This is a genomic window from Deltaproteobacteria bacterium (genome assembly GCA_009930495.1).
Classification (GTDB): Bacteria; Desulfobacterota; Desulfovibrionia; order Desulfovibrionales; family Desulfomicrobiaceae; genus Desulfomicrobium.
This window is the reverse complement of sequence record RZYB01000015.1, coordinates 1-14,293: the sequence shown is the minus strand read 5'-3', so window position 1 is coordinate 14,293 and position 14,293 is coordinate 1. Positions and strand designations below refer to the sequence as shown.

Annotated in this window: 13 protein-coding genes; 8 read left to right on the top strand and 5 right to left on the bottom strand. The window is 60.3% G+C overall.

What is annotated here, in order from left to right:
• Positions 1–11: 11 nt before the first annotated feature.
• Positions 12–2,426 carry a methionine synthase gene (locus EOL86_02900; GenBank protein ID NCD24534.1) on the bottom strand — a complete coding sequence of 805 codons (2,415 nt, stop codon included), beginning with the start codon at positions 2,424–2,426 and terminating at the stop codon, positions 12–14.
• A 200-nt stretch (positions 2,427–2,626) separates the two neighbouring features.
• Between EOL86_02900 and EOL86_02895 the strand changes: the two genes are divergently transcribed.
• From EOL86_02895 to glpX, 8 genes are read left to right on the top strand one after another with little or no spacing between them, the layout of a single operon-like run.
• Positions 2,627–3,643 (top strand): sigma-70 family RNA polymerase sigma factor, encoded by a 1,017-nt coding sequence (locus EOL86_02895; protein NCD24533.1) that lies wholly within the window; start codon positions 2,627–2,629, stop codon positions 3,641–3,643.
• A complete protein-coding gene (locus tag EOL86_02890; GenBank protein NCD24532.1) occupies positions 3,633–4,406 on the top strand; it encodes a hypothetical protein in 774 nt (257 codons plus the stop codon). Before EOL86_02895 ends, EOL86_02890 begins: the two co-directional genes overlap by 11 nt.
• On the top strand, positions 4,403–6,100 hold the full coding sequence (locus EOL86_02885; GenBank protein ID NCD24531.1) for a tetratricopeptide repeat protein: 1,698 nt from the start codon (positions 4,403–4,405) through the stop codon (positions 6,098–6,100). The genes EOL86_02890 and EOL86_02885 overlap by 4 nt, the downstream gene beginning before the upstream one ends.
• Complete coding sequence (locus EOL86_02880; protein ID NCD24530.1) at positions 6,097–6,873, top strand: hypothetical protein; 777 nt, start codon at positions 6,097–6,099, stop codon at positions 6,871–6,873. The genes EOL86_02885 and EOL86_02880 overlap by 4 nt, the downstream gene beginning before the upstream one ends.
• A 23-nt stretch (positions 6,874–6,896) precedes the next feature.
• A complete protein-coding gene (locus EOL86_02875) occupies positions 6,897–7,223 on the top strand; it encodes a hypothetical protein (protein ID NCD24529.1) in 327 nt (108 codons plus the stop codon).
• Positions 7,224–7,227: 4 nt separating this feature from the next.
• Positions 7,228–7,677, top strand: a complete 450-nt coding sequence (gene rpiB, locus EOL86_02870; protein NCD24528.1) for a ribose 5-phosphate isomerase B — start codon at positions 7,228–7,230, stop codon at positions 7,675–7,677.
• 36 nt (positions 7,678–7,713) lie between these two features.
• Positions 7,714–9,687: a transketolase gene (gene tkt, locus EOL86_02865; protein NCD24527.1), complete on the top strand. Its 1,974-nt coding sequence runs from the start codon at positions 7,714–7,716 to the stop codon at positions 9,685–9,687.
• An 11-nt stretch (positions 9,688–9,698) separates the two neighbouring features.
• On the top strand, positions 9,699–10,679 hold the full coding sequence (gene glpX, locus EOL86_02860) for a class II fructose-bisphosphatase (GenBank protein ID NCD24526.1): 981 nt from the start codon (positions 9,699–9,701) through the stop codon (positions 10,677–10,679).
• An 82-nt stretch (positions 10,680–10,761) separates the two neighbouring features.
• Here the strand turns inward: glpX and EOL86_02855 are convergent, their stop codons facing one another.
• From EOL86_02855 to EOL86_02840, 4 genes are all read right to left on the bottom strand, one after another.
• On the bottom strand, positions 10,762–12,072 hold the full coding sequence (locus EOL86_02855) for a TRAP transporter large permease (GenBank protein NCD24525.1): 1,311 nt from the start codon (positions 12,070–12,072) through the stop codon (positions 10,762–10,764).
• The gene (locus EOL86_02850; GenBank protein ID NCD24524.1) at positions 12,069–12,554 is read right to left on the bottom strand and encodes a TRAP transporter small permease; all 486 of its coding nucleotides are present in this window, start codon (positions 12,552–12,554) and stop codon (positions 12,069–12,071) included. The genes EOL86_02855 and EOL86_02850 overlap by 4 nt, the downstream gene beginning before the upstream one ends.
• Before the next feature lie 70 nt (positions 12,555–12,624).
• Positions 12,625–13,638 (bottom strand): TRAP transporter substrate-binding protein, encoded by a 1,014-nt coding sequence (locus tag EOL86_02845; GenBank protein NCD24523.1) that lies wholly within the window; start codon positions 13,636–13,638, stop codon positions 12,625–12,627.
• 57 nt (positions 13,639–13,695) lie between these two features.
• Entirely contained in the window at positions 13,696–14,286 is a 591-nt protein-coding gene (locus EOL86_02840; GenBank protein NCD24522.1) for a TetR/AcrR family transcriptional regulator, read from the bottom strand.
• Positions 14,287–14,293 lie beyond the last annotated feature (7 nt).

The window sequence follows — 14,293 nt, the reverse complement described above, 5'->3', positions numbered from 1 at the left end:
AAATAATACAATCAGGCCGGAGTGATCCCGGCGCAAAGCCGGGTGGCCACGCGCACGGCCGCCACGGCGTCGTCGGCGTAGCCATGCGCCCCGATCAGATCGGCAAAAGCCTGGGTGACCACGGCTCCGCCCACCATGACCCGGCAGGACAAATTTTGCTCGCGCACCAGGCGAACCGTGTCTTCCATGCGGACCATGGTCGTGGTCATGAGCGCGGACAGGCCGATCACGGCGGCGTTGTGACGAATGGCGGCATCCACGATGTCGGCGGCAGGGACGTCCTTGCCCAAATCCACCACTTGGTAGCCAAAATTTCGCAACATCAGACAGACAATGTTCTTGCCGATATCATGAATATCTCCCTCCACCGTGGCCATGACAATGGTGGCCTTGGCATCCTGGCCGTCGCGCACCAACAGATGCTTGATGGAGTCGAACCCGGTCTGCATGGTCTCGGCGGACAGAAGCAGTTGTGGCAGAAAATATTCTTTTTTTTCGTACTTTTCGCCAACCACGGTGATGGCTGGGATCATCTCGCCATCCACCAAGGCAAAGGGATCCTCACCGGCGGCGACGCGGTCGCCCAGAAGATTCGCGATGCGGTCTTTCTGACCCTTGATCACGGCCACGGCAATGGGCGAGCCGTCATCAAGAGTGCTCGCGGCGGTCGCCGCCCCCGAGCTGGCCGCGCCTGGGGTCCAGCCGGCATAGCCGGCGATGAAACGTTCGGCCTGACGGTCCCGGCCGAGCAAAACCTCGGCCGCGGCCAGGTTTTCCCGGAGACGGTTGGCATTGGGGTTGGCGATGAACGAGGCCATGCCCACGCCCATGGCCATGGCCAGAAACGTCGAATTGATCAGTTCCCTGGCCGGCAGCCCGAAGGAGACATTGGACAACCCCATGGTCGCGGCCAGACCCCAGCGTTCGCGACAATGCCGGATCACCTCCAGACAGGCCTTGGCCGCCTCGGGCTTGGAAGACACGGTCAGGGCCAGGGCATCAACCAGGATCAGCCGCCGGGGGATGCGCAGGGCTTCGGCCCGGGCCAGCAGATCCTCGATAATGGTCAGACGCTCGACGGCGGTCACCGGCAGCTTGCGGCCCTTGAGAGGCAGCAGGATAAACGGCGCGCCATGATCCCGGCACACGGGGCCAAGCAGATCCATGCGGTTTTCCTCGCCACTGATGGAATTGACCAGGGGCGAGCCCGGATAGGCGTCAAGGGCCGCGCGGATGGCGGCGTCGTTGCTGGAATCGAGACAGAGCGGGATGGAAAAGGCGCTGGTCAGGCTCTTCACGGCCAGGGGAAGCATCCGCTCCTCGTCGACCATGGGCGCCCCGACATTGACATCGAGCAGATTCGCTCCCATGGCGATCTGTTCCTCGGCGTAGGTCAGGACGCGGCGGGTTTCGAAACGTTGCAGTTCCTCGGCCAGTTCGGCCTTGCCCGTGGGATTGATGCGCTCCCCGATGATGCGACAGGGTCGGTCGAACCCAAACTCCACCGCGGACGCGCGCGAGGTGACCACCAGGCACGGGGCCGGGTTGCGCTCGACCGCCGCCGCGGTTTTCCCCGCGACCAGGGCGGTCAGGGCCCGGATATGGTCCGGCGTGGTGCCGCAGCATCCCCCCAGGCACCGCGCCCCATCGGCCACCAGGGTGGACACCGTGGTCGCGAAGGGATCCGGAGGCAGGCGGAAAACCGTGGCCCCATCCACCAACTCCGGCAGGCCGGCGTTGGGCTCGATGAGCACGGGCAAATCGGTCACGGCCAGCATGGCCCGGGCGATTCCGATTAGCTGCTCGGGTCCAGCGCTGCAGTTGGAGGCGATCAAGTCCACGCCCATGTTGGCCATGGTCTGGGCAAAGACGGCCGGCGTGGTGCCGGTCAAGCTGACCCCGTCCTCGAAGGTCATGCTGATGCCCACGGGCAAATCGCAGACCTCGCGCGCGGCGACAACCACGGCCCGTGCCTCGGCCAGATCGAAATGGGTCTCGCCCAGGATCAGGTCCACGCCGCCGGCGGCCAGCCCCCGGATTTGCTCCTTAAAAACCTCGACCAGCTCCCGAAACGAAATATCGCCCAGGGGTTCGATCATCTTGCCGGTGGGGCCGACACTGCCGGCGACAAAAACGTTTTCGCCCACGGCCTGTCGGGCCGCGCGCGCCATGGCCTGATTCACGTCCTCGACGCGCAAACCACGGGGAAGCTTGAAGCGGGTCGCGCCAAAGGTATTGGTGGTGACCACCTCGGCTCCGGCCACGGCGTATTCGGCGTGAACCGCCGCGATGGCCTCGGGATGACGCATGCCGAACTCTTCCGGAGATTCCCCGGGCGCGAGCCCGCGACGCTGGAGCATGCTGCCCATGGCCCCGTCAAAAATCAAAACCGATCCACCTGCAAGCCGACGACGAAAATCCCGCATCCAGCAACCTCCCACTCTTTTCGCGGAAACCACACACCGTGGGTGAACGAAGTGACCTACTGAAAATCATTGAAAAGGACAAACAAAAACTCTATATGTTCAGACTTCGGAAATGCGAACCACGCGGCGACTTCATGGCGCGCGTAAACCCCACATTCATGCGGCGCGTGGCCATCACGGGTCACGAGCGAGCACATATCATGACCTTCACGCACCCCAAGGACGAAACACCCATCGACGAGCAACACGAAGCCGAGGAGATCCTCGATCCCGAGGACGTCATCGAACTGGTCGACGACGACGAACCCGAGACAGAACCCCTGGTCCTGGCCCCACCGCCGGCCCGACGCGATGTCGTGGGCCTCGACCCGTTGCATATCTATCTTCAGGAAATCAAAAAATTCCGCCCGCTGGAGCAGGACGAGGAATTTGATCTTGCCAGACGTTACCGGGACGACAAGGAAGAGCAGGCCGCCTTTGTTCTCATCACCTCCAACCTGCGTCTGGTGGTCAAGATCGCCATGGACTTCCAGCGACGCTGGATGAAAAACGTGCTGGACCTGATCCAAGAGGGTAATGTCGGTCTGATGAAGGCCGTGCAAAAATTCGACCCGGACAAGGGCATCAAGTTTTCCTACTATGCCTCGTTCTGGATCAAGGCCTACATCCTGAAATTCATCATGGACAACTGGCGCATGGTCAAAATCGGCACGACCCAGGCCCAGCGCAAACTGTTCTACAACCTGGGCAAGGAACGCCAGCGGCTCCAAGCCCTGGGGTACGATCCCGATACCTCGACCCTGTCCAAGAATCTTCAGGTGTCCGAAAGCGACATCATCGAGATGGGTCAACGTCTGGGCCAGCACGACGTTTCCCTGGACATGCAGATCGGTGACGATTCCAGCTACACGCCCATGGATTTCATCCCGGCCCTGGAAGCGGGCATCGAGGAGCAAATGGCGTCGGATGAAATCAGCACGCTCATTCACGACAATATCGACGCCATCCGGGCCGGTCTTAATGAAAAGGAACGCGACATCCTGGAACAGCGTCTGCTGGCCGATTCGCCCATCACCCTGCGCGAGATCGGTGACAAATACGGCATCACCCGCGAACGGGTACGTCAAATAGAGGCCAGGCTGCTCCAAAAAATCAAGCACCAGATGAGCACCACCATTCAGGATTTTTCCGAGGAATGGATCGAACATGAAAACTGAAATCCTTCGCCGCATCCGCCAGGAAAGCTCAGGGGTGACACCCGAAACCGTGCCCAGTTTCTACGCCGCCCTGAGCGCCGAACTGGCTTTTGCCCGGGATGCTTTTTTTTCCCATCCACTGATCATCCGCTGCCGCGAGGACGCGCTGCCCTTTCTCAATGATGGCTTCGGGCATGGCATCGCCCATTCCAAAAAAGTGGCCATCGAGGCCTGCGCCCTGGTTTTGGCGGACGGCGCGCCCATGGGCATGGACACGGCCCGTCGTCTGAGCCTGCTGGCCATGCTGGCCGGCCTGCTCCACGACAGCTGCCGCCTGGAGGGAGAACACGCCGCGCGCGGTGCCGAGCTTGCCTTGCTTGTCCTCCAGGACTATCCTCTTCTTGACCGTGAAAAGCAGATGATTTCCCGCGCCATTGGCTGCCACGAGGCCTTTTCCGAGCCAATCGGATTCGAACATGCCGACGCCCAACTCGTGGCCGACGCCCTGTACGATGCCGACAAATTCCGCTGGGGCCCGGACAATTTCATCACCACCCTCTGGGAGATATGCAACTACCAGGAATGGACCTTGGAACAGATCCTGGACAAATTTCCGACCGGGATGGAAGTTATCGCCTCGATTCAGAACACGTTCCGGACCCAAACCGGAAAAATTTACGGTCCGGAGTTCATTGACCTGGGGCTTCTCATGGGCAAAAAAATTTATCAAATTATTCAAACATATCACCAACAGAACGCCAGTTTCAAGCACGTCAATCCATGATCGCAACCTCACCAATCCGCTATGCGGCCTTTTTTTTCCTGATCCTGGCCATTGGCTGCGCCTCCCAGAAAGGCGTTCTTCCTCCTCCGCCCGTTCCCGCCACCACTCCGGAATCCAAGGATGCCCAGGCCATCTACAACTATTTGGCCTACCGCGAATACCTGCGCGACCAGGATCCGGCCCAGGCCATCCAATCCCTGGAGGTGGCCATCGAGCTGGCCCCGACCCCGGAACTGTACCTGGAGCTGGGCAATCTGTACTGGCGGGCGACACGCTTCGACGACGCGCACCAAATTCTCAAGGACGGTCTTCGGATCTTCCCCGACGCTCAGGTCCTGCTCCTGACCCTGGCCAAAACCTACGCCGCCCAAGGCCGTTTTGACGACGCGGTGCTGACCTTGGACGACTATCTCGAAAAGCATCCCGACTTGGTCGAGTTGGTTCACGAAGCCGCGGCCTACCGCATTGAACAACGGAATTACGCCGACGCCGTGGATCGTCTCATGGCCATCCCCAAGGGCAAGGTCACGACCGTGACCGGTTTTCTCCTGGGCAAGGCCTTTTTTGGCCTGGGCCTTTATGACCGGGCCATCGAGCATTTTGAAAAAGTGGTCGAAACCGATCCGGAATATTTCGACGCCTGGGTGGAAATGGCCCTGACCTACGAAGCCATCAAAAATTACGTCGATGCCGAGCGCATCTTCGCGGAGCTCCACGAAACCGGAGCCGACAATCCGCAAATCATCTTTCGCTTGGTGGATCTCAACCTCAAGCTCAACAACCCGGACAAAGCGCTGGCCTACGTCCTGCAAGCCCAGGATGACCAGACCCTGGCCCTTGAAGCCGCCAACCTTTTCCTCAACCAGGACTTCTACGACCACGCGGCGCAACTCCTCGATCCGCTGGCCGCCCAGACCCCGATTCCAGTCAACGCCCTGTTTTACCTGGCGGTGCTCGAATACGAAGGACGGGAGGACGCGGCCAAGGCCAGAGCCTATCTGGAAGCAATCCCCGAAGGCCACGCACATCATGAACGGGCCATGATCTTTCGGGTTCACCTTCTTTTTCAGGACGGCGAAAAAGACGCGGCCAAGGAGCTTTGTCTCCTGGGCATGAAGCTTTACCCGGCCCAAGTGGATTTTCCCGTGCTTCTGGCTGAAATCCACGAACACGCCAAACACTACGACCAAAGCCTGGACGTCCTGCTCAAGGCCGCGTCGGCCTGGCCCGGGAACTCCGCCATCACCTACCGTCTGGGTCTTGTTCACGACAAAATGGGCGATCACGATCAGGCCATGGTCATGATGGAAAAAACCATCTCCTTGAACCCGGAGCATGCCGATGCCCTGAATTATCTAGGGTACACCCTGGCCGATCAGGGCCGCGACCTGGAACGGGCCGTGGTTCTGATCGAAAACGCCATCCGCGTCGAGCCGGACAACGGATATTTCATCGACTCCCTGGCCTGGGTTTACTTCAAACAAAAAAAAATCCGACAAGCATGGCAGGAAATCAAGCGCGCCGTGCGTTTCGCGCCCGAAGACCCCGTCATTTGGGAGCATTACGGCGATATCGCCGCGGCCATGCATTTTCCTGGCGAGGCCCGCAAGGGATACACAAAATCCGTGCGGCTCAATGGTGAAAACGTGAATGCCGTCCGGGCCAAACTCGAAGCCCTGCGAGGACTCCAATGACCCGACTGTTGGGCCTGTTTTTTCTTTGTCTCGCCCTGACCAGCGCCTGCGCTCCCAAGATCCCCCTGGAAGATCGGAGTGCCGCCACCGAAATCTGGGCCTCGTTCCATCCAGAAACCCCGCCTGCGGACCAAATTCTGGCCCAATTTTCCCTGCATGTGGCCGGTCCACGCACCTCGGGCAGGCTGCTCGGCCACATCTGGGGCTATCCAGACTCGCTGATCCGCCTGGACCTGTCCTCCAGTACTGGCGGAGTCGTGGCCATGATCCGCGAAACGGCCTACCTCTGGGCGGCGTACCTCCCGTCCGAAAACAAGGCCTACCACCATGACGAGGCCAAAATGGGTCTGAACTTCTTCAAGATTCCAGTGCCCTTCACGGCCAGGCAAGTCGGCAGCCTGCTGAGCGGCGATCTGGGCCCGCTTTTGCCCGCCGTCCCCGCCAAGGAACAGCGCACGCCCGAAGGACGGTTCCGCTTTGTGTTCCGCACGGGCGACGTAACCAGTCTGGAAGCCACCGGTAACGGAAGCATGTTGATATTGCGAGGGAAAAAAGGCTGGACGCTGACCTGCGAAACCCCCTACGAAAACCCGGCTTTCACCGGGCGCCGTCTGTTCAAGAAATTCACGTTCGAATCCCCCCGCGACGGCAAGGCCGTGCTGCGGATCAAAACCCTGGAACAAGGTCACGGATGGCTGGCCGCCGACATGGATTTGCGGCCGCCCCAAGACACCGTCTGGATGCGCCTCGAATCAGGCGCAGTGAACAACTGACCCCCCACAATCGGAGACCATCGATGACAAACAAACTATTCCAACCCGTGGTGAATGGATTCAAGGTTCTGGCCAGTGAAACCAAATGGGTGTTTATCAAAGGCGTTCGGCGCTGGGAAATCAGACAAATGAAAAAACGCCTGTCCGAGGAATACCAAAACCTTGGAAAAAGCTATGCCGAGGCCCAGGCAAAGGGCGGGCTCTTCGACCCCCACTCCAGCGACAACGATCTGACGTTGAAACAAATCGTCTTTCTCCGAGAGGAAATCACCCACCTCGAACAGGATTTGGTCAACACGCGCGCGGAATTCGTCGCCAAACGCAACCGCGACGCGAAATCCGAGGATTAAAAGCATGCGTACCATCGTTTTCGGCTCCGACCATGCGGGCTTCACCCTCAAAGCACTTCTCAAGGAACATGTCGGCGGCGGCCGAGAAATCATTGATGTCGGCACCCATTCCCTGGACAGCTGCGACTATCCCCGCTTCGCGGCCGATCTGGCCCGCGAGGTTCTGGCCCGCCAGGCCCTGGGGATTCTCATCTGCGGTTCGGGTATCGGCGTCTCCGTCACCGCCAACCGCTTTCCCGGCATCCGGGCGGCGCTGTGCGCCAACGAATACATGGCTCGCATGAGCCGCATGCACAATGACGCCAACGTCCTCTGCATGGGCGAACGCATCATCGGGGTCGATCTGGCCAAGTCCATCGCGGACGCCTTCCTCGGCACTGCGTTTGAAGGCGGCCGACATCAGCGACGCGTGGACCTCATCGACACGATTTCCCAAAACCCTTGCGCCCGGTAAATTTGTTTTGCCCGCAATCATTGCACGAGAAGAGAAATGACCACTACTTCCATCCAGCTTGACCAGAAAGCCGTCCATGTCATCAAAGGCCTGATCATGGACACGGTTCGGACCTCCAACTCCGGGCATCCGGGCGGCGCCATGTCCTCGGCGGACTATGCCTACATCCTCTTCAAGGATTTCCTGAAATTCGATCCGTCGGACGCCAAATGGTTCAACCGCGACCGTTTCGTGCTCTCCGCCGGACACGAGTCCGCCCTGCTGTACGCGCTACTGACGCTGCGCGGCTGCCTGACCCTCGACGACCTCAAATCCTTTCGCCAGTTTGGCAGCAAAACACCGGGGCATCCCGAGCACGACATGACCGACGGCGTGGAAGCCACCACCGGTCCGTTGGGCCAGGGCTTTGCCATGGCCGGCGGCATGGCCGTGGCCGAGGCTTTTTTGCGCGCCTACCTGGATGCGGAAGTTGCCGGACACTACACCTATGTCCTGTCTTCCGACGGAGACATCCAGGAACCCATCTGTCTGGGCAGCGCGGCCCTGTTCGGGCAATGGGGCCTGGGCAAGCTCATCGTGTACTACGACAGCAACAAAATCCAGCTGGCCGGTCCCACCAGCCGGGTGGACACGACCGACCATAAAGCCCTGTTCGAAAGCATGCACTGGCAGGTCATCGAGATCGACGGCCACGACCACGACCAGATCCGGGCCGCCATCACGGCCGGCCAGGCCGAGACGACCAAGCCGACCCTGATCATCGGGCACACGACCATGGCCAAGGGCTGCGCCACCCTCGAAGGCAGCGAATCGACCCACGGGTCTCCTTTGTCCAGCGAGGAAATCACGGCCACCAAGGCCAAGCTGGGCTTGCCCGACGAAGAATACCATCTGCCCGAAGACGTGGTCGCGCACTTTCGAGCCAGGTTCGACAGTCTGCGCGCCGCCCGCGCGACCTGGGACAAGACCCTGGCCGCCAGGCTGGCCGACCCGACCTTTGCCGCCAAGTGGAAACATGCCACCCAACCTGTGTGCGAGAGCAACCTGACCTGGCCGGCGTATGAAACCGGAGCCAGCGTGGCCACGCGCAAGGCGTTCGGTGCCTGCCTGAACGCCATGGCCGAACAGCTCCCGATACTCATGGGCGGCTCGGCCGATCTTGACCCCTCCAATCAGACGGTCAAATTCCGGGAGTCGACCGGTATTTTCCACGCCCAGACCAATCCCCTGGGCCGCAATCTGTGCTTTGGCGTGCGTGAATTTCCCATGGCCGCCATTTTGAACGGTCTGGCCCTGCACGGCGGCATCGTTCCCTTTGGCGCGACCTTCCTGGTCTTTTCGGACTACGAACGAAACGCCATCCGCATGTCCGCCTTGCAGCACCTGCCGGTCCTGCACATCTTCACCCACGATTCCTTCTTTGTCGGCGAGGATGGCCCGACCCACCAGCCCGTCGAGCACGTCAGCGCCCTACGCCTGATTCCGAACCTGCTCGTGCTGCGTCCGGCCGACGCCCGCGAAAGCGCGGCCTGCATGTCCGTGGCCCTCAAACAGAAAAACCGCCCCTCGGTGCTGGTCTTTACTCGCCAGGGCCTGCCCGTGCTGGATTTGCCCGCGTCCCTGGAAGACCATGTGGCCAAGGGCGCCTATGTGGTTCTTGACCCCGAACAGGGCAATCCGGAAACGCTTCTCCTGGCCTCGGGGTCGGAAGTGCATCTGGCCGTGGAAGCGGCCAAGGCCCTGCCGGAGAAGAAAATTCGCGTCGTGTCCGTGCCCAGCATGGAACTTTTCGACGAACAAAGTCCGGAATACCGGGAGTCGGTCCTGCCGCGCGCCATCACCAAGCGAGTGGCCATCGAGGCCGGTCGAACCGATCTGTGGTACAAATATGTCGGTCTGGACGGCAAGGTCTGGGGCATCAACCACTTCGGCGCCTCGGCTCCGGCCTCGGTGCTCAAGGAAAAATACGGCTTCACCGCCGCCCACCTCATCGACTTCATCCGGGGTTAGCCATGACCGCCATGGAAGCACCACAACGCAATCTGGCCATGGATCTGGTCCGGGTCACGGAAGCCGCGGCCCTGGCCTCGGCCCGCTGGCTCGGCAAGGGCGCCAAGAATGAAGGCGACGGCGCGGCCGTGGACGCCATGCGCCTGTCCTTCAACAGCCTGGACATCGACGGCAAAATCGTCATCGGCGAAGGCGAAAAGGACCACGCACCCATGCTCTACAACGGCGAACGCGTCGGCACGGGCCGGGGCGCGGCCGTGGACGTGGCCGTGGACCCGGTGGAAGGCACCAACCTCCTGGCCTATGGCCGCCCCAACGCCATCGCCGTGGTCGGCACGGCTCCGGCCGGCAGTATGTTCAATCCCGGTCCCAGCTACTACATGAAAAAACTGGTCGTTCCGGCCCCGGCCAAGGGAGTGGTCGATATCGACGCCCCCATCGCCCATAACCTCGAACAGACCGCCAAGGCCCTGGACAAAAAAGTCGAGGACCTGGTCATCTTTGTCCTGGACAAGCCCCGACACAAAGACCTCATCGCCGCCATCCGTCAGGCCGGAGCACGCATCCAGCTGCACACCGACGGCGATGTGGCCGGGGCCCTCATGGCCGTGGACCCGTCGTCCTCGGTGGACATGATGATGGGTACCGGCGGCACGCCCGAAGGCGTGCTGGCCGCCTGTGCCATCAAGGCCCTGGGCGGCGAACTGCTGGCCAAATTCGATCCGCAGTCCGAGGAGGAGCGCCGGCGCGTGCTGGATTTCGGCCTGAACCTGGACGAAACCCTGAGCACCGACATCCTGGTCCGCGATGAAAACGTCTTTTTCGCGGCCACGGGCATTTCGGGCGGCACATTCCTGGGCGGCGTGACCTACACCGGCACCGGCGCCACGACCCACTCCTTGGTGCTACGTGGCCGAACCGGCACCATCCGGCGCATCACCTCCACCCACCAGTGGGACAAACTGATGCGCTTCTCGGCCATCAAGTATTGAAAACCTCACGAGAATTCCCGTCAAAAAGCCCTCGCCGGGATTCCGGCGAGGGCTTTTTTTGCGGAGAAAGACGTCCTGTCCGTCACATGGCGTACGGCAGACAGGTGACGATGTCCGGAAACAGCGTCAAAATGAGCACGCCCGCGAATGTCGCCAGCAAAAAAGGATAAATACCCCTGAAAATGGACTCCAGGCTGATGTTCTGCTTCATGGACGTGGTCACGCCGTAAACCACATAGACATTGATGCCCACGGGCGGCGTGATGACTCCCATTTCGGTGATGAGCACAATGATCACCCCGAACCAGATGGGATCGAAACCCAAATTCACGATCACGGGAAAAAACACCGGCACGGTCAGCATGACCATGGCCAGCGAATCCATGAAACAGCCGCCAACGAAATAGATGAGCACGATAAGTCCCAGAACGGCCATGGCCGGTATGTCCAGACTACCGATGAAGCTGGCCGTGGTGAACGGGATACGGGTCACGGCCAAAAATTTCCCGAAAACCACGGCCCCGGCGACCAAAAAAAGAATCATGCACGAAGTGCGCAGGGTCTCTTCCAGGGACTTCATGATCAACTTCACGCCGAGCTGCCTCCGGACAACGCCCATGACCAGCACGCCAAACGCACCCACCGAGGCAGCCTCCGTGGGCGTGAACCAGCCCTTGGACAACCCTGTCATGACCAGGCCAAAAATCACCAAGGTATCGATCAACCCTGTCAGGGACTTGAAGCGCGCGGACCAGGAATGAGCCGCGCAGGGCGGGCCAAGCTCGGGTCGGCGGCGGCAGGAAATCATGATGGCCAGAAGAAAAAGACCGGTCAGGAGCAAGGCGGGCAGGATACCGGCCACGAACAGTTGGCCAATGGATTGCTCGGTCAACACACCATATACGATCAGGACCACGCTGGGTGGCATGACCATGCCCAAGCCTCCGCCAGCGGCCACGGCTCCGGCGGCCAGACGATCGCCGTAGCCAAAACGCTTCATTTCCGGGATAGCCACTGTCGCCATGGTCGCGGCCGTGGCCGGACTGGAGCCGCACACCGCGCCGAATGCCGTGCAGCTGGTCACCGTGGCCATGGCCAATCCACCCCGGATATGTCCGAAAAAATGATGAGCCGTGGAAAAAAGACGACGGCTGATGCCAGCGTTGAAAGCCAACTGCCCCATGAGGATGAACAGCGGGATGGTGGTCAAATCGTAGGACACGAACACTTCGTACATGGCGCGGCTGAGCATGTTCAACCCGCCCTGGACCGAAGTCAGGACCGAAAAACCGACAAAACCGACCACGCCCATGACAAAAGCCACGGGCATGCGCGTGGTGAAAAGGACCAGCATAACAAGGATGCCGATCAAACCAATGGTCGCCGGGGTCATGACCGCCTCCATTCACCGACAAAGCGGACCAAGTCCACGGCCATGTACACCGTGGTCACGGCGAAACAGACCGCCAGGGCGTAGACAATATAATGCTCGGGCAGGCCAAGGTTGAGAGACACTTCCCCTGAAAAATGCTTGTCCCGTGCATAGACGCCCATCATGACCGTAACGAGAGCAAAAAAAAGCACGGACAACGTGTCACGGAAAACCTTGAGCACGCGCCGAGTCCGGGTCGAAAGCAACAGCACGAACACTTCCACGCCAATGTGCGTGCGGTGCTCGTGACCGTACGGCAGGCTCAAGGCAAGGGCCAGAACCGCCAAAAAGGCCACGATCTCCTCGGATCCGAAAACAGGGCTTTGACCAGCCCGGCCCACGACATCGGCCATGGTGACCAGAACCATGCCCAAGATACACAGGCTCCCGGCCGCGCGCATCGCGGCGCTCACCTGACGGAGTAACTTCTCGACAACGTCCACGACATGCTCCTTGAAGCAGAAAGGGCACGGCGCGCCGTGCCCCCGACAAAAATCAACCCTTCGCGAAGACCTATTGAGCCATGCTGGCGCGCATGAACTCGATCACGGCCTTGCCGTCCACGCCGACCTTGGCGCACTCGCCCTCATATTCCACAAAAATGGGCTCCATGGCCTTTTTCCAAGCCTGGGTCTCCTGATCGTCCATGGTCACGACGGCATTGCCGGATTGGCCCAGAAAAAAATCCAGCCCTTCCTTGTCGCTCTCGTCCCAGGCTTGGCCGTGCTTGGGAATCCATTCGGCGCTGACCTCGGTCATGGCTTTTTGGGCCTCGGGCGGCAAGGAAGCCCAGACATCCTTGTTGATGACCACGAAGAAGGTCGTGGTGTAGGCCACGGCCGTGGTGTCGGTCAGGTAATCGACCACCTCGCCCATCTTCCACCCCTTGTTCGTTTCCACCGGGTAGATCCCGCCGTTGACCACGCCCTTCTGAATGGACTGGTAGGAATCCGGCATGGACATGGCCACGGGGCTGCCACCCAGGGCAGTGATGACGCTGGCGCTGTTGCCCGTGGCCCGGATCTTCATGCCTTTCAAATCGGCCATGGTCTTCACGGGCTTGCCGGCCGTATGCAGTTTGCCCGGCCCGTGGGCGTGAAAGTACAGGACATGCACATCATCAAATTCCTTGGGCGTAAACTTGCCGAACACCGCATTGGCCACGGCCGTGGCCTGAACGCCGGAGGTATAGCCCATGGGCAGATCCACGCCGTTCATGACCGGAAACCGGCCCTTGGTATACCCCGGCGCGGACAGCCCGATATCGGAAATGCGCTGGACAACGCCATCGTAGCAATCCTTGGGTTTGGTCAGTGTGCCGGCCGGATAATACTCAATGACAACCTGTCCGCCGGAACGAGTCTCCACTTCCCGGCACCACTGTTCGGCCAGCTTGGACTGAATATGGGTCGGGGGGAAAAAATTGCTGTACGACAACTTGATCGGCTCGGCGGCAACTACCGCGCCGCCCCAGCCGCAAGCGCACACAAAAGCGATTCCAGTCATGATCCGCGCAAAAAAACTCATCGAAAAATCCTCCACGTAAAAAAACGACCGCGCCCCATGCGCGGCCGTCACGACTTTTTATTCATCTCCCGCGTTGGCCAGGGCCAATTTCATGGCCGCGCGCCGAAAATCGGCCCGCTCGATAGTTCCAGTGCCCAAAAGTGAATGGATGAGAAAGCCTTCGAACAAGGCCGTATTGAGCGCCCCAATCTTGCGCGCCGGGTAGGAACCGGTCACGTAAGGGCCAGCAATATCCTCGAAAATATCGTTGGAAAGGCGATAAATGGACTGGTTGAGCTGGGCGCGCAGCTCTGGAGTGCGCGATGCGTGGATGGTGAATTCCAGAAAAACGGAACTCCAGTTGCGGTCGTCGATCATGCCTTCCAGGAAGTCCAGGATATGCGCCATGACCTCTTCCAGGCTATGCGCGTCACGCAGGGCATTATCGCGCATCCGGCGGTACGACTGCATCTTGCCGGCAATTATCTCCAACATGATCTCGTCCTTGCTCGGCCAGTGCCGATAAAAATTGCCCTTGGCATATCCGGCGTCGGCCGTGATCTCGGCCACGGTCGTGGCGACAAAACCCTTGGCGGCAAAAAGCTTTTCCGCCGATTCCAGCAACTCGCGCTGGGTCTGAAGAGATTTTTCCTGCTGCTTTCTGGCCACGCTACTT